Below are 19227 nucleotides of genomic sequence, written 5' to 3'. Positions count from 1 at the left end.
ATCGATGTGCACCGCGAGTTGAGTTCAACCCTAGGTGTCGACACCGACGAGATCGATGGATTCGTTCGGTCGATCAGGGATCTGTGGGTTACTTGCGCAGAACCTTCGTGCGCAGAACCGACTCGTTGAGCTTCAGCTGACGATCGAGCTCGCTGACCGTCTTGGGCTCGGCGTTGAGATCGATGACGGCGTAGATGCCTTCGCTGTGCTTCAAGATCTCGTACGCGAGTCGGCGCTTGCCCCAGATGTCGACGTTATCCACCTTGCCGCCGTCGTTGCGGACAACGTTGAGGAAAGTATCGAGTGAAGGGGCGACGGTGCGCTCGTCCAGATTAGGATCGAGAATGACCATCAATTCGTAGTGACGCATAAGACCACATCACCTCCTATGGGCTCATCGGCCACGGACTGTCCGTGGCAGGAGGGTCGCCTGCGTCGGCAACCGCTCCACCATACACGGGGCACCCCTGACCAGCGAAATCGCGCTGCAACGCACAAGCCCGCCCCGCCGAGACGACGCCGCCCGGCGGGTAGGTGACGCAGACCACGGGCCCGCCATCTCCTACCCTGTAGGCCATGCCCGCGCTCCGCTTCTCTCCGACCATGGGCTTCGGGCAGTACACACTGTCTCGCCGAGGCGAGACGGCGTTGATCCTTCTGGTCTCGCTCCTTCTCACGTCGGTGGCTCTGTACTGGTCTTATGTCATCAAGGTGAAGTGCGGCGGCGAGCCGTTCTTTCCCGACGGTCGGTCGCATCACTTCCCCGTCGGCGACGTCGACGCCGTGGTCCCCTGCTACTCCGACCTGATGTACCTGTGGGTCGGGCGCGACATCAACAACCACATCTTCCCGTACATCCACGGCGGGATCGGCCCGAACGGCCACCTGTTCGGCGGCGTTGTCGAGTACCCGGTGCTGTCCGGAATGCTGATGTACCTCGGCGCGATCGGCGCCAACACCGACACCGAGTTCTTCCAGCATTCCGCGCTGCTGCTCGCCCCTTTCGCCTTCGCGATCACCATCATGCTGGCGTTGATGACCCGCTGGTGGGTCCTTCTGTGGGCAGCCACGCCGCCGCTCGTGCTCTACGCCTTCCACAACTGGGAGCTGCCCGTCGTCGCGACAGCGGTCGGTGCCGTCGCGGTGATGGCGTGGGGTGCGTCGACCAACCCACGAACCGGCGAGCGTCGACTCTCACTACGAACGTCGGCGATGCTCGCGGCCGTGCTGTTGGGAATCGGCTTCTGCCTCAAGCTCTATCCGGGCTTCTTCGCGCTGCCGCTAGCGCTGTACGTACTGACGCGCGGCGCGGGCGGCATGATCAATGCGCGTCGTCGAACCGAGGATCTCGACTGGACCGGCGCGATCATGACTGCCGCGGCGGCTGCCGTGACGGTGATCGCGATTCAGTTGCCGTTCATGATCGTCGGCTTCGAGGGCTGGAAGGCCGCACTCTCGTTCCAGGGCAAGCGGAAGTCCGACGTCGACACCAACTCCATCTGGTACTGGGGACTTCGACATTTCACCGGCGGACAGACCGACACGTACAACTCGCTCGTCGGCATGCTGTCACCCCTGCTGATCCTGTGCGCCTTCGCGCTCGCGGTCTATCTGGGGTGGCGGGTGTACCTGCAGTCGGGCACGTATCCGTGGATCGGCGTCTCGGGCGCAATGCTCGCCGGATTCATGTTGTTCCACAAGGTCCACTCGCCGCAGTACACCCTGTGGATCCTCCCGTTCTTCGTGCTGCTGAAGACGCGGTGGCCGATCATCGTCGCCTACCTCATCGCCGACTTCCTGTTGGACACCACCATCTTCCGTTTGTTCGGCATCTACACGGCGCACGCGCCGATGCAGTGGTGGGTGATGGCGGGCGTGAACATCGGCGTCTGGGTGACCGCCGCGATCCACCTCTACCTGATCTTCGCGTTCGTGCGTGCCCCGCTGCGAGAACCGTTGGCCACCATGGTCGCTCCACGGCCACGGCCCTCCGACGACCCCGAACCCGTGCTCGCGACGTCGTCGTAGAGGAGTCGACATGAACGAATGGCTTGGCGACGTTCCACTCGTCGGCGAACGCGTCACCCTGCGGCCCTTGACCTTCGACGACGCTCCCGCCCTCGCGCGGGTCGTCGACGATCCGCAGCGCTTCGCCTGGACGTCGGTGCCGCGCGACGAGGAGTCGGCGCGCGAGTACATCGCCGCGGCACACGCCGACGATGCGCGCATCGCCTACGCGGTCGTCGACAACAGCAACGGACAGCTGGTCGGCTCGACGAGCTACTACGACATCGACCACGCGAACCTCTCTGTCGCGATCGGGTACACCTTCTACGCCGAGAAGGCGCAGGGCACCGCGGTCAATCCGACCGCGAAATACCTTCTGCTGCATCACGCCTTCGACGACTGCGGCGCCGTACGCGTCGTGTGGCACACGCACGAGAACAACGCGCAGTCGAGGGCGGCGATCGCGAAACTCGGCGCCGAGTTCGAGGGACTCCTCCGCAAACATCGACGCTGGGCCGACGGGTGGCGCACCACCGCGCAGTACGCCATGACCGACGACGACTGGCCCGCTGCGAGAGATGCTCTGCTGCAGCGCATCTCACGTCACGGGTAAGACATCCCGATTCGCCCGTCGCGGTATCGCCCGTACTCGTCGTGACGCAGGTAGCCCGGTTCGCCCACGTCTCCGATCGCTCGCATGATCTTCGCTCCGATCTTGGAAAAGTGTTCTGCCGCAGGCGAGCTGGGGTTCATCTCCGACAGCATGCCCATCCAGTGGTAAACGAGCTTCAGGTCGTTGGCATTCAGGGGCCCCGGAACCCACCTGTCGTATGGCTCCTCCTGCCACGTGTCGCGGTGCCACGACTGCCATCCGTAATCCCACCCGCTCGGTGGTGCTATCGCGACGAGACCGTTGACGACGACGTCGAGTCGTTCGACGCCGATCTCGGTGCGCCAGCGTCGTAGCAGGCCCAGATAGGCGACGTACTCGTCGGCCGACCAGTTTGTGGTGCTCAGGCTGTCCCAACCGGCCCAGCGCAGCGCACGTGCCACCGCGGGCTCGATCACCTGGCAGGGATGGTCGGCGGCGCCTGCTCCGGCGAAGTAGAGGTACCAGGTGAAGCCGCTCGGCCCGAGTCGGTCGATGCGGTTGGTGCGTCCGGGACGCAGCATGTCGTAGGCCTTGTCCGGATCGGTTGACGCGATGGCTGCTGCCTCCTGCAGCACGCGGGCGACGCGGCTGCGATTGGCGCTCACCGCGATGATGCGTTTGCGGTTGTCGGAGACGGCACGCCCGGTGCAGAACGCGACGGAGTTCCACAGCAGTGTGAGCGCCGCGTCGGGGCTCGTGGACGCGAGTGTGCCCAGGTCGAACAACTCGGCACGCGAGCGAGACGTGCCGATCCCGGCGTCGGGGAGGCCTGCGGCGACGAGCTCGTCGCGCCACCAGTTGCCGTCGATCTGCACGGTGTCGGTCATGAGGGCTGCGGTGCGGTCGGCGTGCGCGGCCCATTCGATGAGTTCGGTAGGAGCTGGGAGGTCGGGTGTTGTCATGCACCCTAGGACGTCGAGAACCGCCGCTCGGTTCCACCTGATTTTCCTGCCGTGCCAGTTCCCGCCACGACCTTTCCTGCCGTGACATTTCCTGCGAGGCCGTCAGGTAGCGCGGCATCACGCGGCAGATACGCGCCGATGGCGCCGTCGAGTGGTCCGCCCGCCGGATCGTCGAGCGGTCTGCCGCGTCGATCTCGACGCACCAGGTCGTCCTCGGGGTGGTAGATCTGCCAGATCACGACGATGCACAGCACGATCACCATCAGCGCGCGAACGACAACGGCCAGGGTGAACCAACCCTCGGGGAGCCAGCGGCGCGACGGATCGAGAAACAGCGACATCCGCGGAATCCACACCAGGGCGTCGATCACCATCCACGTCATCAGCAGTCGCGTATGCGGAATGGCCAGTACAGCGAGAGGCACGAGCCACAGCGAGTACTGCGGACTCCACACCTTGTTCACCAGCAGAAAGCCCGCGACCATCAGAAACGCCAACTGCGCGAGACGCGGTCGGGTCGGCGCGCGCAGCGCCAGGTAGCCGATCCCGCACGCGATCAGGACCAGCAGACCGAGTGTGATCGCGTTCAGCAGCGTGATGTTCCATGTGAAACCAAACGCTTTGGCGAGGATGCGGAAGAGGGTGTCGGAGTCGGCGCCGCGCTCACTGTTGTAGCGGAAGAACTCGTACCAACCGCGCGGATACAGCACCAGGATCGGCAGATTCACCACGACCCACGTCAGCACCGCCACCGCCGCCGCGGTCAAGAAATCGGTGACCCGTCTTGCCCTCAGGCATAGCACGAGGAGAACGAACAGCAGCAGGATCGGATACCACTTCGACGCGACACCGAGTCCGATGAACAACCCCGCGAGCCAGGGTTTGTTGCGCGCCCACGCCAGGATCGCGACGGCGACCATCGCCACCGCGATTGCGTCGAAGTTGGTGAACGCGTGGACGATCACCAGTGGTGAGAGCGCCGCCAACCACGCCGCCCAGATGCGCGTACGAGCGGTCAGCGCCGTCGCCCAGACGACGACGAGCCAGAACAGCGCGAGGCCGAGCGCCACGAGGTTGAAGAACAGGACGACGCTCAGCGCCCCGGGGATGCCGAACTCGTCATGCAACCACTGCCAACCGTGCGCAGCCTGCGCGGCGGCGTACATGTAGAGGCCGGTCAGCACCGGGTACTCCATGTACCGCTTGATGGTGTTGCCGTTCTGGTCTTGCTGGAACCAGTACGTCTTGTAGGGGAACGCACCCTTGTCCAGTTGTTCGGCGCCGTAGAGCGCGATCACGTCGGAGTAGCAGAGATTGGTGAACTGACGCTGGTTGTCCCAGTCGAGTCGCATCGAATGCCCGGCGTCGTTGGCCTCCGACGTCGCCGGAGCCTGCTGCAGACAGCCGGCCTTGCCGTACCAACTGAGCGCCAACGCACACAGTGACAGCAGGAACAGCACACGGATCGGTGTCCAACGACGACTGCGTCCGACGGCCGCGTGCGTACCCAGCGGGCCGCCGATCACGCGGCTCGCGTCGCGCGCGACGACGTCGGTCCTGCTCGGGATCACGCGCGCGTCGTCGACCCGAAGGTCATCAGACAGCGCAACCGGGCTCGCTACCCCGTCGGAGACAACCCCGCCAGGAATCGATCGCTGCTGTGACTGCGCCGACGCGGCGTCGTCGAAGTGCTTTCCCGACGACGAGCGACGGTCAGCCGACCGGCGGCTCAGGGGTGACTCCGCCCTCGTTGCCGGTGCCGGTATTGCCCTCGCCGTTACCGCCGTTGCCCGCACCACCGTTCCCGGTGGTGCCGTTACCGTTTCCCGGCTCAGGATTACCCGGGAGCGGGATCGTCACGCCGGGAGCGAGGGTGATGCCGCCACCTCCGCCACCGCCGTTTCCGTTGCCCGGAATCTGCGGAATCTGCGGGGTGTTCTCCCGCGGCGCGCGTGTCCGCGGCGTGTTGTAGTCGGGGTTGTACGTCTGCGTCGGCGCCTCGGTCGGCGCACCTGCCTGACCACCGACGGCCGCGGGCTCCGGGAACTGCTCGATCTGGTCACCCTCGAGCGCGTTGTTCATCGACTTGCGCCAGATCTGCGAGGGCAGTCCGCTGCCGTAGACCGGCGAACCCCCGTAGTTGGTCAACGCGGTGCCCTTGTCGGTACCGACCCAGACGGCCGTGGACAGCTGCGGCGTGTAGCCGACCATCCACGCGTCCTTGTTCTGCCCGGTGTCGCCGAGCTGCGCGGTGCCGGTCTTGGCCGCCGACGGACGTGTGCCGTAGGTGCCGTCGGAGAGTCCGTTGCCGTTCGAGTACGCGGCAATCGGCTCGAGCGCCGAGGTCACGTTGTCGGCGACCTTCGCCGGGAAGACGCGCTTGCCGTCGTTCTGCTGATGCTCGTAGAGCACCTCGCCGGTCGAGGTCTCGACCTTCTGCACCATGTACGGCTCGCGATACACACCCGACGCTGCGAGGGTTGCGTACGCAGACGCCATGTCGATCACCCGCGACGGGTACTGACCGAGCACGACGCCGCCCTCGACCTGACCGTCGGGGTTCTGGAGCGTCTGCTTGATGTCGCCGAACGACTCGGCGACACCCGCGGTGTGCGCGGCGTCGGCGACGGCACGCGCCTGACCGTTGAGGTCCATCATCAGGCGGTAGTAGACGGTGTTGAGCGACATCTTCATCGCCGTGGCGAGGTTGCACGAGCCGCAGCTCTCACCGTCGGAGTTCTCGACGGTCAGACCCGACGACGTCTGATACGGCGCGGAGCTGTACACCTTCGACAGCGGGATTCCCTGCTGCAGTGCAGCGACGAGCGCGAACACCTTGAACGACGATCCGGTCTGCAGACCTGCCTGCGCGTAGTCCCAACCCTGGCCGTCGTCACCGCCGTAGTAGCCGCGAACTCCACCGGTCTTGGGGTCGATCGACACGACGGCGTCGCGGATCTTGTCGGGCTCGCCGTTGAGCACGCCGTTGTCGCACGAGTAGATCTTGTTCTCGCGGCACGCGGCCTGCACGGCGGCGTTCTGCGCCTTGGGGTCGATGGTGGTGGTGATCTTGAGACCCTCGGTCCGCACCTGCTGCTCGGAGATGTTCAGCTTGTTCAGCTCGGCCATCACCTGGCGCTTGATCAGACCGTTGGGCCCGGGCGTCTCGACGGCCGCCGCGGGCTGCGGGTAGACCTTCGGGTACTGCATCGACGCACGCTCGGACTGCGTGAGCGAACCGGTCTGCACCATGCCGTCGAGCACGTAGTTCCAGCGGCCCTCGGAGGCGACCTTGTCGACAGCCGGGTCGTAGTAGGAAGGCGAACGGATCGCCGCCGCAAGCACTGCGGACTCCTCGGGAGTCAGCTTGCTGACGTCCTTACGGAAGTAGGCCTGAGAAGCTGCGGACACACCGTAGGCGCCGCGGCCGAAGTAGATGGTGTTGAGGTAGGCGGCCATGATGTCGTCCTTGGACCACTGTCCCGACATCTTGGTCGCGATTGCGAGCTCTTTGAACTTGCGCTCATAGCTGTGCTCGTCGCCGACGAGCGCGTTCTTGACGTACTGCTGCGTGATGGTCGAACCACCACCGGCGTCGGCGTTGTTGGTGAAACGACCGAGCACCGCACGGCCGATACCCGTCACCGAGAAGCCCTCGTTGCTGCGGAACTGACGGTCTTCGGCCGCGATCACCGCGTCCTGCATCGACTTGGGGATGTCGGTGATCTTGACGTCGGTGCGGTTGCCCTCCGGCGGCACGACCTTGGCGAGCGTCTTGCCCGTCGAGTCGGTGATCAGCGCAACCTGGTTCTGCTTGATATCGCCAGGGCTCGGCACCGTCGCGGTCGCGTAGGCGATCGCGAAAGCAAGGATGCCGATCAGGATAACCGCGGGGACCAGCCCGCCGAGAATGCCAAGCGTCCAGGCGATCACGCGATGCCGTGACTGCGTTGTCTGCTCGGCATCTTTCTTGGCCGATCGAGTCGGCCGTTTTCCCGTGCCGCGCGACGACTCCGTCCCGCTCATCGATCACCTTTCCGCACCGCGATCCAGGTCCCGCTCACGCGCGCCTGTGCCGTGTTGTTCGAGGTCAGAACCGCCACCGTGGTCGGTTTACCGTTCCTCACAGTACTTCTCCATCGCATCGAGCCCACTCCACTGTGACGTATGCGGCGGTCGCGCGGCAAAAACCTGCGGCACACACCACACACGTCAGAACGTCGACGAGCGCCTAATCTCTCGTCGACGAACGTGCAAACAACAGTTATTCGGCCACCCGACGACGACGTCGTGTCGATCGTGGCGGCAGACCCGCAACGTACGACTGGACGAGATGGTTCCAGCTACATGTACGGCAGACCTCGACGACGTGCACGGTGAATTCTTCGGCGGTCGCGTCGAGTGAGGCGATCTCTTCTGCGGTACGCGCGGACCCCGACACCTGGCCGAGCCGGTCGCCGAACACCCACGACACCAGCGTGACCTGCTCTTTGCGGCAGATCGGGCACAGCGTCGACGACGGGCGCCCGTGAAACTTCGCGGCGCGCAGCAGGTAGGGATTCGCGTCGCAGACGTCGGCGACGGCTGTCCGGCCGGAGTGGACATCGGACAGTCGGGACCGACGCTGCAAGGCGTAGTCGACGATCTGGCGCACGTGTTTCAGGGTACGTCGTCGCGCTCGGGGACGTCCGCGCGGACGCGCGCCGCGTCGAGCCTCGCAAACGCGCGGGTCGCCCGCCGGACACTCGCGCGACATGTTGTGGACACTCCCCCGTCGACACAGTTATATCGGTGCGATACATTGGAAACCACATCGACGCGACATGCCGTGCCGTCCCATCAGACTCTCTCGGCGTGCGCGATCAGCCATGAGACTCCGAGGAGGTGCGCACCCATGCTGGAGCTCGCCATTCTCGGATTGCTGCTCGAATCGCCCATGCACGGCTACGAGCTGCGCAAACGCCTCACGGGGTTGCTGGGCGCATTCCGCGCGTTCTCGTACGGATCGCTGTACCCGACGTTGCGCAGGATGCAGGCCGACGGCCTGATCGACGAAGCGAGCACACCCGCGGGCATGAAGGTGCGTCGCGGCCGCCGCGTGTACCAACTGACCGAGAAGGGTCGCATCCGCTTCAACGAGCTGGTCGCCGACACCGGACCGCAGAACTACACCGACGACGGATTCGGCGTCCACCTGGCCTTTTTCTCCCGCACCCCCGCGGTGGCCCGGATGCGCATTCTCGAGGGGCGTCGGCGTCAGGTCGAGGAACGGCGTGAGGGATTGCGCGAGCTCGTCACTCGTGCGACACGTGCGTCGGATCGCTACACCCGCCAACTGCACGAGCTGAGTCTGGAATCGAGCGAGCGCGAGGTGCGCTGGCTCAACGAACTCATCGCCGCAGAACACACACTTCCGGACGCGAACCCACAGCCGGGTCGCGACGGGACACAGGAAACACCCGAGCCGCCGGAATCGGCTGCGCTCGACACCACCCCGGTGACGCAGAATTCGCCGGCGGTAACCCACGTTCCAGGGTCCAGCGACGTTCGCGGTCCCAGAGAAAAAGAAGGAGAACCCGACCATGGGTGAGCCCAATAAGGTGCGCGTGGCCATAGTGGGCGTAGGAAACTGCGCTTCATCCTTGGTCCAGGGCGTTCAGTACTACAAGGATGCCGACGAGAACTCGACCGTCCCCGGTCTGATGCACGTCAAGTTCGGTCAGTACCACGTGCGCGACGTCGAGTTCGTCGCCGCGTTCGACGTCGACGCCAAGAAGGTCGGCTTCGACCTCTCCGACGCGATCTTCGCGAGCGAGAACAACACCATCAAGATCGCCGACGTCCCGCCGACCGGTGTCACCGTGCAGCGCGGCCACACCCTCGACGGTCTCGGCAAGTACTACCTGCAGACCATCACCGAGGCCGACGGCGACGGCGTCGACGTCGTGAAGACCCTCAAGGACAACGACGTTGACGTCCTGGTCTCCTACCTCCCCGTCGGCTCCGAGCAGGCTGACAAGTTCTACGCACAGTGCGCGATCGACGCGGGCGTCGCCTTCGTCAACGCACTGCCGGTGTTCATCGCCTCCGACCCCGAGTGGGCCGAGAAGTTCCGCGCCGCAGGCGTGCCGATCGTCGGCGACGACATCAAGAGCCAGGTCGGCGCGACCATCACCCACCGCGTGATGGCCAAGCTGTTCGAGGATCGCGGCGTGGCACTCGACCGCACCTACCAGCTCAACGTCGGCGGCAACATGGACTTCAAGAACATGCTCGAGCGTGAGCGTCTCGAGTCGAAGAAGGTCTCCAAGACCCAGGCCGTCACGTCGAACCTCACCGGCTCGCTCGCCGGCAAGGTCGAGGACAAGAACGTCCACATCGGACCGTCGGACCACGTCGCATGGCTCGACGACCGCAAGTGGGCCTACGTCCGCCTCGAGGGACGCGCCTTCGGCGACGTGCCGCTCAACCTGGAGTACAAGCTCGAGGTCTGGGACTCCCCCAACTCGGCAGGCATCATCATCGACGCCGTGCGCGCCGCCAAGATCGCCAAGGACCGCGGCATCGGCGGACCGATCCTGCCCGCCTCGGCCTACCTGATGAAGAGCCCGCCCGAGCAGCTCGCCGACGACGTCGCGCGCCAGCAGCTCGAGACGTTCATCGAGGGCTGATCCGACGGTCTGACCCCGTCACGCCACACGATGCCCCTTGGTCCGGACTTCCGGACCAAGGGGCATCGTCGTATGTAGGTGTCGAGCGTGTGGGGGGTGTGTCGTCCGAGGGGCAGCGACGCTCACGCCTGCGGCGCCAACACGTCCTCGTGTCCGTGTCGGCGGCACCAGCTCACGATGTATCGCGCGTGCAAACCGCACCAGCGATACACCGACGCCTGCGTGAGCGGGAGGCGGTCGTCGTGTTCGCGGCGCTCGAGCATGAGCGGACCGAGGTAGTGGCTGGTCACCTTGTTCGCGGTGTTGTGCGACACCTTCGCAACCGTCGCCAGTGTCGCGTTGTCCGACGCATTTCCCGCGGCAATGGCGCCGGCCATGCGTGCCGCCGTGATCCCGCGCCTGCCGGAGAACAACTCGTACAGCGGCGGGTGAGTCGGCGAGGGCACCCGGTCGTCGAGCTTCGAGCCGTGAGCGACGGTGCGCAGCGCCGCGATCAGCGAGCCGAATCCGTCGGCTTTGGCTACGACGCCCCAGACATCCGGCCGCAGCCGTGCTTCTTCGAGATGATCGATCTCCATGGAGTGCCCCTGGGTCGCCAAGAGCACCGGCGCGAGGCGGTCGGCATGATGGAGGCCGTCGAGGACGTCCAGACCGTCGAACGTCCACTCGATGTCGGGTCGATTCCAGATGAGGTCGGCGCAGACGACGTCGAACCGTACGCGCCCGGACACGCTGCGGACGAACTCCTCCTGGTCGCGGGCCACGACAACAGTGGCACCCTCGATAGCCGAACGCACCGGTTCGGCCACCACATGCCCAAGCGGTGATGCGATCAGGATGCGCATCCCTTCCATGGCCACTCCCCTCGAGCGCGGGTTCGCATGCGTGATTACGCATCCCATGCCAATTTTCATGCGCGATCTTGCATGCACATGTCTATGTTAGGCGTTTTCGTGCGTGAACCCCGCACATATATGTCATCACAAGTGCTGACTTGCGCAGCCGCCGGGGGCAGGATTCTTTATGCTCGATTTGCTCGAGTACATCAAATGCACACTCGCGCGCTGCGCATTTTCCGGGGGGACCTCAATGACTGCCGACGTCGTCAGCGAACTCGACACCGCACCTTTGGAGGCCGTCCGGACCGCACCCACCGCGGTGATCATCGCAGAACACGACGTCATCGACTCGGCGCTGGCCGTGTTCGTCGAGGACGCCGGACATCGCGCAGTCATCATCGACCTCGACAACGCGACCGATTCACTCGGCGGACTCGACGCCCCTGGCATCACGATCGTGCGGTCCGCGCGCCGCGTCGCTCAGGTCCGGTCCATTCGTGCGCTGAACGGCACCGTGATCGGCGCGATCGGCGTGCCTGTGTCGGACGCGCGCAGCATCGACATCACCGACCCCGGCCACGCGCTCGACGTCCTGGCCGCGATGGCAGGAAAGTCGGAGTCGGCCCAACCCCGCGTCCCCCGCATCCACCTCACCGAACGCGAGCGCGAGATCCTCACCGCGTACGTCCTCGGCGCGACGCTGCGCGAGACGGCTCGCCGGTTCTTCATCGCCGAGAGCACGGCACGCGAGCACTATCGTCGGGTTCGGCAGAGGTATCTCAACGCCGGCAGGCCCGTCTCCAACAAGGCCGAGCTGCTGCTCGCACTCATCGCCGACGGCTGGGTGCGCCCCGAGCAACTGTGAACCCGCGAATGAAAGCCGACGCCTCCGCGCTGATCAGTAGTGTTGAACCATGCGCGTGCAACGGTGGGTGGCGACCGGTCCCGGCGGTCTCGACGACTTCGCATTCATCGATGACCAGCTACATCCACCCGGGCCGGGCGAGGTCAGTATCGAAGTGCTCGCCGCAGGCGTCAATCCCGCGGACCTCAAGCACACGCTGACCGCATCGGACTTTCCCGTCCCTGTCGGCTACGAGGTGTCCGGAGTGATCGCGGCACTCGGCCCGGGCACCGAGATTGCCTCTGGCGCAGCATCTCCCGGCGACGACGTCCTCGCATTCCGCGTATACGGCGGCTACGCGACCGCGTTGACGGTGCCCGCGGACAGGGTGTTCGCAAAGCCTTCGACGCTCAATGAGGCCTCGGCTGCAAACCTGCTGCTCGCGGGCACGACCGCCGCCGACATGCTTCGGGCGTCACGCGCGGCGACCGGCGACACGGTTCTCCTACACGGCGCGTCGGGTGCGGTCGGCATGGCGGTGTTGCAACTCGCGCTGCTGCGCGGGATCACCGTGATCGGGACGGCGAGTCCGCGCAGTTTTGAGCGGGTCGTCGAATTCGGTGGTCTCCCAGTCGAATACGGACCAGGGCTGGCCGATCGTGTTCGCGCGCTGGCTCCGAACGGCGTCGACGCCGCACTCGACGCGGCCGGTTCCGACGAGGCCATCGATACATCCGAGGAGTTGGTCGCCGACCGCTCGCGCATCGTCACCATCGTGGCGCGCGACCGCGCCCAGCGAGACGGATTCGTAGCTCTTGGCGGTACACAGCCAGAGAGTGCCGCCTACCGCGATTCGGTTCGGGCGGAGTTGATCGCGCACGCCGCGGCGGGCGACCTGGTGGTTCCGGTCGCCCACACCTTCCACCTGTCACAAGCGCGTGCGGCTCTCGAACTCGTCTCGGGCGGACACGCGGGAGGCAAGGTCGCGCTGCTGGTATGAGTCTGATGATCGTGGCCGAGGAGGATAGTGCCATAAGGAGAGCCGTGGCACAGTGAGAGACGTGTTGTTGCCCTACCTTGTCCCCGCCGCGCCCGATGACCCCGACGCGGTGACCGTCGGCGACGACGCGCTCTCGCGCGAAGACCTCGTCGGTGCGGCAACCGCTGTCGCAGAACGGATTCGCGGAGCTCGCACGCTGGCCGTGCTCGCCCATCCGACGATCGAGACAGTCCTCGCCGTCGTCGGTGGCCTCATTGCGGGAGTTGCGATCGTTCCCGTGCCGCCGGATTCCGGCCCGCGCGAACTCGAGCACATTCTGACCGACTCGGGTGCGCAGGCGTGGCTCGGCGCCGCACCCGATTCGACGACACTGCCGGTCATCCCGATCCGACGCTTCGCCCGCTCGTGGCATTCGCATCCCGAACCTCCCGGCGAGTCCACCGCGCTGATCCTGTACACCTCGGGCACCACCGGCCTCCCCAAGGGCGTGCCGATCACGCGCCGCGCGATCGCCGCCGGACTCGACGCGCTGGCCGATGCGTGGGCGTGGACCTCCGACGACACTCTCGCCCACGGCTTGCCGCTGTTCCATGTCCACGGGCTGATCCTCGGCGTTCTCGGCCCACTGCGCCGCGGCGGCAGGCTGATTCACACCGTCAAGCCCACCCCCGCGGGTTACGCCGCCGCGGCCGCTCGCGGTGCGTCGATGTTCTTCGGCGTGCCGACGGTTTGGACTCGTATCGGCGCCGATCCTGCTGCAGCGCAGTCACTTTCCTCAGCACGACTACTGGTGTCGGGAAGTGCCCCGCTGCCCGTCCCGGTGTTCGACAGGATTCGTGAGCTGACCGGACACGAGATCGTCGAACGATACGGCATGACCGAAACCATGATCACCGTGTCGACCCGATTCGACGGCGAGCGCCGACCAGGCTGGGTGGGAATACCGCTGCGCGGCGTCGAAACACGGCTGCGGAGTAGCGAGATCGACTCCGGTGCAACGGATCTACCGCACGACGGCGAGTCGGTCGGCGACCTGCACGTGCGCGGACCGATGGTCGGGTCGGGATACCTGAACCGGCCGGAGGCCACGGCCGAGAGTTGGCTCGCCGACGGCTGGTTCGCGACGGGCGACGTCGCAGTGATCGGCGACGACGGCATGCACCGCATCGTCGGCCGTGCGTCGACCGATCTGATCAAGTCGGGCGGATTTCGTGTCGGCGCGGGCGAGATCGAGACCGTCCTACTCGGGCACCCCGCCGTCGACGAGGTCGCGGTGATCGGCGTTCCCGACGACGACCTCGGGCAGCGGATCGTCGCATATGTCGTCGGGTCGGCAGTCCCCGACGACGAGCTCATCGGGCTCGTGGCCACCGAGCTGTCCCAGCACAAGCGGCCCCGGGAGATCAGGCGCGTCGACTCACTTCCACGCAACGCGATGGGCAAGGTGCAGAAGAAGCTGTTGACGCAGTGACCAGTCCGTTCGGCCGCCTCTGTTCGACCACCGTCGGCGTTCGACGCCCCGCAACCCGGATCGACATCATTCCCTCGGCCTACGGCCAACCAGCTTCTATGTTCCCGTCAGCCGTCCGTGGGTAGGGTGGCGGGCGCGTCGGCAATATGTCCGACTTGTCACTTACGATGTGACCGTCATTCGACAGTGGCTCCCGCCACACCGCGGCAGAAAGGCACGAAACATGGGCGTCAGCCTGAGCAAGGGTGGAAACGTATCGCTGACCAAGGAGGCTCCCGGCCTCACGGCTGTCGCAGTCGGCCTCGGCTGGGATGCGCGGACCACCACCGGTGTCGAGTTCGACCTCGACGCCAGCGCAATCGCGTGCGGTACCGACAAGCGGGTGCTCTCCGACCAGCACTTCGTGTTCTTCAACAACCTCCGCTCGCCGGAGGGCTCCATCGAGCACGCCGGTGACAACACGACCGGTGAGGGCGACGGCGACGACGAGGTCATCAACGTCGATCTCGCGGGCACCCCTCCCAACATCGATTCCATCGTCTTCCCGGTCTCGATCTACGACGCCGACTCGCGCGGTCAGTCGTTCGGCCAGGTTCGCAACGCCTACATCCGCGTCGTCAATCGCGCCAACGGCTCCGAGATCGCCCGCTACGACCTGTCCGAGGACGCGTCGACCGAGACCGCGATGGTCTTCGGAGAGCTGTACCGCAGCGGTGCCGACTGGAAGTTCCGCGCCGTCGGCCAGGGCTACGCGTCGGGTCTCGCGGGTATCGCCCGCGACTTCGGCGTCAACGTCTGATCCACGTCGCTACGATGCCGCGCCTGACATTCGCAGGCGCGGCATCTGGCTTGTTTGACCGCGTGAGCCCGGCATCGGGACACGTGGTCTCCCTACTTCGGTGATGCAAGAAAGGCCGCTCCACCGTGATCTTCCGAATATTCGGGCTGTCCATCGCCATCACGATCGCCTCACTGGTGGTCGCGTTCATCTATGGCGGCCCAACCGCCCTGTTCCTCACACTCATCCTCGGCATCCTCGAGGTTTCGCTCTCCTTCGACAACGCGGTCATCAACGCGACCGTGCTGCGACGCATGAGCGCGTTCTGGCAGAAGATCTTCTTGACCATCGGTGTGCTGATCGCGGTCTTCGGCATGCGGCTGGTCTTTCCGCTCGTGATCGTCTGGTTGAGCGCCAAGCTGAATCCCGTCGAGGCGCTGCGTCTCGCGCTCAACCCGCCGACCGACGGCTCGCCGACCTACGAGCAGATCATCACCGACGCGCACCCGCAGATCGCGGCGTTCGGTGGCATGTTCCTGCTGATGCTGTTCCTCGGCTTCGTCTTCGAGGAGAAGGAGATCCACTGGCTGCGGTGGATCGAGCGCCCGCTCGAGCGCATCGGCAGGCTCGACCAACTCTCCGTTGTCGTCGCTGTGGCCGTCCTGGTCATCACCGCTGAATGGATCGCACCCGACGACGAGCGCTCGACGGTGCTCTTCGCCGGCGTACTGGGTATGACCACCTACATCCTGGTCAACGGGCTCGGCGAACTGTTCAACACCCCAGAGGAGCTCGAAGAAGGCGCCGAATCGGAATCGCTCCCTCGCTCGGGTCCCAGCGAACTCGCCAAGGCGACAGGCAAAGCAGGCTTCTTCCTGTTCCTCTACCTCGAGGTGCTCGACGCGTCGTTCTCGTTCGACGGCGTCATCGGAGCATTCGCCATCACCGCCGACCCGATCATCATCGCGTTGGGCCTCGGCTTCATCGGCGCGATGTTCGTGCGTTCGCTGACCGTCTTCCTCGTCCGCAAGGGCACGCTCAGCGAGTACGTCTACCTCGAGCACGGCGCTCACTGGGCGATCGGCGCACTGGCGCTGATCCTCATGTACTCGATCGGCACCCACGTCCCCGAAGTGGTCACAGGCCTTGTCGGCGTCGTACTCATCATCGCGGCTTTGGTCTCCAGCATCATTCGACGCCGCAACCACCCCGAAGACACCCCGGAAGGAAAATCCGATGGCGATCAACATGAACAAGGTGACACTGAGCAAAGCGACCCCGACGATCTCGCTCGCCAAAAGGGGTGACGGCCAGGGAAACATGCGCGTCAACCTCAACTGGGACCAGGGTTCCGGTGGAGGTAGATTCTTCAAGCGCTCCTCGGGCATCGACCTCGACCTCGGGGCCATGTATGAGCTCGCCGATGGCAGTAGGGGCGTCGTGCAGGCGCTGGGCAATTCGTTCGGCTCGCTCGATCGCGCGCCCTACATCTTGCTCGACGGCGATGATCGCAGTGGAAGCAGCACCGGCGGCGAGAATCTGCACATCAACCTCTCCGACATCGGACGCTTCCGTCGGGTCCTGATCTTCGCCTACATCTACGAGGGCACCCCGAACTGGTCGTCGGCCAATGGCGTCGTGACACTGTTCCCGAGTTCGGGGCCGCAGGTCGAGGTTCGCCTGGATTCAGCAGACGACCGCGCGGTCTCCTGTGCCATCGCAATGCTCACCAGCAATGGCAACGAGCTCAGCGTCAGCCGCGAGGTGCGCTACATCCAAGGCGCGCAGAGGCACATCGACGAGGCCTACGGCTTCGGGATGAACTGGACAGCGGGCCGCAAGTAGCACGTACGACGAAAACGCAGAACCCGGTTACGACGACATTCGTTGTCGTAACCGGGTTCTCGTGGTTCATGCGGCAGCTCTGACAGAGCCACGCCTCAGCCCTGCTGCTGCCCCAACTGCCGGGAAACCTCCTGGTTGATCTGCTGCAGACCCGGCACCGAGAGTCCGGACAACTGTCCTTGAATGGTGCGGACGATGGAGAAGTCGCTGCGAACCTTCTCGCTCGACTGCACGAGAACCGTTCCGCTGCCGGTGAAGTCGAACTGCTTTTCCTCACCCGACTGCACACCCATCCGGTGCGCGGTTGCCGCGATGAGGTCGGTGACCCACGACTGGTCGTAGTGGTGACTCGGTGACGGGCAATCCGCCCAGCCCACAAGCGCTTCCGGGTCGACCCGCACCGGGGGTTCGACGAACATGACCGGGCCGTTCGACGATGCGAGGAACTTTCCCGTGCCGAGCAGGGTGAGGAAGCCGGGCACGATCGACTGTTTCAACGAGAGCTGCGGTTGGAACGCAAGGAGATTCGCGGCTCTGATCGTCAGGTTGCCGTCTTCGAGGTCGTAGGAGTTGATGTTGTATCCACGGTCACCGATGATCAGCTTCCCGTGTCCCTCGGCCACCACGAAGTCGCCGAGATACAAAGGCGCAGAGAACTGTTGGGCCACCATATGGAGGAGCTGACCGTTCAACCCGTGCTGCAACGAGCTGAACTTCATCTGCCCGTAGAACGCGATCATCGCGCCCTTCGACATGAACCACGGGGAGTTGAGCTCGATGCAGAACGAGTAGTCGTTGCCCTCGATGTTGTCGTCGACCGGCAGCGACATCGGATTCCACACGGTGTTGAGTGCGCTCACAGCTTCTCCTCCGACGCCTGTACGTACACGGTTCCATGACCCGCACACTGCAACTGCATTGCTTCGCCACCGGTTCGGCCGACGTTGCGCCAACTCACGTTCGACGTCAGCGTGGTGGTCACCTGCCCCGCTGCCGCGACATACGCCTGGGGATCGACGGTGACGGGTGGACGGTCGGGGGCGACCCCGAGTTCGAAGACTCCGCCGTGGCCGAGAATCACCACCTGCCCCTGACCGGACAGCTGAGTGGTGAACATGCCCTGCCCAGTGACCGCGCCCGCAGCGGCGGACCGCAGCGAACCGAACAGTCCGCCACCACCGCCTCCACTGCCGCCGCCCTGGGCGGTCACCGACACCACAGATGCCTGCAGGCCGGACGTGTAGGCCAGCGTGCGCGACGCTTCGACCCGGATCAGGCCGCCGACCCTGCCGACGTCGACGATCTCTACCTCGATCCCCCGGAACCCGAAGTGCACGACCCCGTGTCCGGTGGCGAGCAGCGTCGACTCGTGTTCGCCTGCGAGTCGCTGCCCGATGGCACCTCCGATTCCCGACATCCCACCTGAGCCCGCTCCCATACCGGCGATCTGATGCGGCTGGAACCGGACGTCGCCCGTGTAGAACAACATCGCGCCCCTGCGAGCGACCACCGGTCCGGACTGCGCGACGTCGACCGACACGACCTTGCTGTTGACCTTGGTGAACACGTTTCGCCTACCGTTCCGCCGGCTGGATCGACACCACGCCGGTTCCGTCCCAACGCAGCGAGAACGCCTCGCCACTGCCCTGTCCGACGGCCGAACGCCACGACACATCGGTCACGAACGACTGCGAGAGTGCACCGCGCGCACAGACGAACGCGTCGGGGTCGACGATCAGCGGGTACTGCGGCGAGACCTCGAGGTGGATCAGCGGCCCACCGTGCGACACGATGCCCACCTGGCCGTGCCCGCTGACCGTCGTGGTGAACAGTCCTTGACCGGCTGTCGCGCCCTGCATGCCCGCGAACGTGACGTTGGTCTGAAGGTTGCCGTTGAGCACCATCAGTTGCTGCGACTCCACCTGAAGCGTCTCACCGTTGAGCTCGATGATCGTCGTCTCGGCGGCGTTGTGCGCGAAGTAGACGACTCCGGTACCGCCGGCCTCCATGAGTGACAGCGATTCGCCGGTTGCGCGACGCTTGATCCCGGCGACGAGTCCGTCGCCGCCACCGAACCCCGCGGACTTGAAACTGACCTGGCCCTCGAAGGCGACCATCGAACCGGAAAGCGCGCGAACAGAGGTGTTGTTCAGACGCGCCTCGATCACCCGCTTGGATCGCTGTACCAGTTGCACGTTCATCCTCTCGTCGTACCCTG

At 65.3% G+C, this 19227-nt stretch carries 19 protein-coding genes; 10 read left to right on the top strand and 9 right to left on the bottom strand.

Annotated elements, in window-relative coordinates:
• Positions 1-88: 88 nt before the first annotated feature.
• Positions 89-370 (bottom strand): 30S ribosomal protein S6, encoded by a 282-nt coding sequence (gene rpsF / locus ACRVY7_RS18400; protein ID WP_005202393.1) that lies wholly within the window; start codon positions 368-370, stop codon positions 89-91.
• 206 nt (positions 371-576) lie between these two features.
• Here rpsF and ACRVY7_RS18395 point away from each other — a divergent pair, with 206 nt between their 5' ends.
• Entirely contained in the window at positions 577-2028 is a 1452-nt protein-coding gene (locus tag ACRVY7_RS18395; RefSeq protein ID WP_431818120.1) for a hypothetical protein, read from the top strand.
• A gap of 10 nt (positions 2029-2038) precedes the next feature.
• Entirely contained in the window at positions 2039-2620 is a 582-nt protein-coding gene (locus ACRVY7_RS18390) for a GNAT family N-acetyltransferase (protein ID WP_431818119.1), read from the top strand.
• Here the strand turns inward: ACRVY7_RS18390 and ACRVY7_RS18385 are convergent.
• The 4 genes from ACRVY7_RS18385 to ACRVY7_RS18370 form a co-directional block, all read right to left on the bottom strand.
• A complete protein-coding gene (locus tag ACRVY7_RS18385) occupies positions 2611-3561 on the bottom strand; it encodes an 8-oxoguanine DNA glycosylase OGG fold protein (protein WP_431818118.1) in 951 nt (316 codons plus the stop codon). The genes ACRVY7_RS18390 and ACRVY7_RS18385 overlap by 10 nt on opposite strands.
• A gap of 5 nt (positions 3562-3566) precedes the next feature.
• Positions 3567-5210 carry a glycosyltransferase family 87 protein gene (locus ACRVY7_RS18380; protein WP_431818254.1) on the bottom strand — a complete coding sequence of 548 codons (1644 nt, stop codon included), beginning with the start codon at positions 5208-5210 and terminating at the stop codon, positions 3567-3569.
• A gap of 64 nt (positions 5211-5274) precedes the next feature.
• Complete coding sequence (locus tag ACRVY7_RS18375) at positions 5275-7587, bottom strand: transglycosylase domain-containing protein (protein ID WP_049699265.1); 2313 nt, start codon at positions 7585-7587, stop codon at positions 5275-5277.
• A 238-nt stretch (positions 7588-7825) separates the two neighbouring features.
• Positions 7826-8224, bottom strand: coding sequence for a DUF5318 family protein (locus ACRVY7_RS18370; protein ID WP_039854392.1), 399 nt, complete (start codon positions 8222-8224; stop codon positions 7826-7828).
• A gap of 231 nt (positions 8225-8455) precedes the next feature.
• On the opposite strand from ACRVY7_RS18370, the gene ACRVY7_RS18365 reads away from it, so the two are divergent.
• On the top strand, positions 8456-9151 hold the full coding sequence (locus ACRVY7_RS18365) for a PadR family transcriptional regulator (RefSeq protein ID WP_064868777.1): 696 nt from the start codon (positions 8456-8458) through the stop codon (positions 9149-9151).
• Positions 9144-10232, top strand: a complete 1089-nt coding sequence (locus tag ACRVY7_RS18360) for an inositol-3-phosphate synthase (protein ID WP_049699263.1) — start codon at positions 9144-9146, stop codon at positions 10230-10232. Before ACRVY7_RS18365 ends, ACRVY7_RS18360 begins: the two co-directional genes overlap by 8 nt.
• Positions 10233-10354: 122 nt before the next feature.
• Here the strand turns inward: ACRVY7_RS18360 and ACRVY7_RS18355 are convergent, their stop codons facing one another.
• Positions 10355-11086, bottom strand: coding sequence for an MSMEG_1198 family transcriptional regulator (locus tag ACRVY7_RS18355; RefSeq protein ID WP_431818117.1), 732 nt, complete (start codon positions 11084-11086; stop codon positions 10355-10357).
• A gap of 235 nt (positions 11087-11321) precedes the next feature.
• Between ACRVY7_RS18355 and ACRVY7_RS18350 the strand changes: the two genes are divergently transcribed.
• From ACRVY7_RS18350 to ACRVY7_RS18325, 6 genes are all read left to right on the top strand, one after another.
• Positions 11322-11936 (top strand): helix-turn-helix transcriptional regulator, encoded by a 615-nt coding sequence (locus ACRVY7_RS18350; protein WP_431818116.1) that lies wholly within the window; start codon positions 11322-11324, stop codon positions 11934-11936.
• A 49-nt stretch (positions 11937-11985) separates the two neighbouring features.
• Positions 11986-12915 carry an NADP-dependent oxidoreductase gene (locus ACRVY7_RS18345; RefSeq protein WP_431818115.1) on the top strand — a complete coding sequence of 310 codons (930 nt, stop codon included), beginning with the start codon at positions 11986-11988 and terminating at the stop codon, positions 12913-12915.
• Positions 12916-12976: 61 nt separating this feature from the next.
• On the top strand, positions 12977-14386 hold the full coding sequence (locus ACRVY7_RS18340; protein WP_431818253.1) for an acyl-CoA synthetase: 1410 nt from the start codon (positions 12977-12979) through the stop codon (positions 14384-14386).
• A 223-nt stretch (positions 14387-14609) separates the two neighbouring features.
• Positions 14610-15185 carry a TerD family protein gene (locus ACRVY7_RS18335; RefSeq protein ID WP_049699260.1) on the top strand — a complete coding sequence of 192 codons (576 nt, stop codon included), beginning with the start codon at positions 14610-14612 and terminating at the stop codon, positions 15183-15185.
• Positions 15186-15310: 125 nt separating this feature from the next.
• Positions 15311-16471 (top strand): DUF475 domain-containing protein, encoded by a 1161-nt coding sequence (locus ACRVY7_RS18330; RefSeq protein ID WP_431818114.1) that lies wholly within the window; start codon positions 15311-15313, stop codon positions 16469-16471.
• A complete protein-coding gene (locus ACRVY7_RS18325; protein WP_431818113.1) occupies positions 16401-17009 on the top strand; it encodes a TerD family protein in 609 nt (202 codons plus the stop codon). Before ACRVY7_RS18330 ends, ACRVY7_RS18325 begins: the two co-directional genes overlap by 71 nt.
• Before the next feature lie 95 nt (positions 17010-17104).
• Here ACRVY7_RS18325 and ACRVY7_RS18320 read toward each other — a convergent pair whose 3' ends face one another.
• Genes ACRVY7_RS18320 through ACRVY7_RS18310 form a run of 3 tightly spaced genes read right to left on the bottom strand, consistent with a single transcriptional unit; the run spans position 17105 to position 19204 of the window.
• Complete coding sequence (locus tag ACRVY7_RS18320) at positions 17105-17869, bottom strand: AIM24 family protein (protein ID WP_431818112.1); 765 nt, start codon at positions 17867-17869, stop codon at positions 17105-17107.
• Positions 17866-18576 carry an AIM24 family protein gene (locus ACRVY7_RS18315; RefSeq protein ID WP_431818111.1) on the bottom strand — a complete coding sequence of 237 codons (711 nt, stop codon included), beginning with the start codon at positions 18574-18576 and terminating at the stop codon, positions 17866-17868. Before ACRVY7_RS18315 ends, ACRVY7_RS18320 begins: the two co-directional genes overlap by 4 nt.
• A gap of 7 nt (positions 18577-18583) precedes the next feature.
• Entirely contained in the window at positions 18584-19204 is a 621-nt protein-coding gene (locus tag ACRVY7_RS18310; protein WP_049699468.1) for an AIM24 family protein, read from the bottom strand.
• Between the last annotated feature and the right edge of the window lie 23 nt (positions 19205-19227).

The organism is Gordonia jacobaea (assembly GCF_965344965.1).
In the GTDB taxonomy this organism is placed as follows: domain Bacteria; phylum Actinomycetota; class Actinomycetes; order Mycobacteriales; family Mycobacteriaceae; genus Gordonia; species Gordonia jacobaea.
Note: the sequence above shows the minus strand (reverse complement) of the source record. Positions and strands in the feature narration are given on the sequence as shown.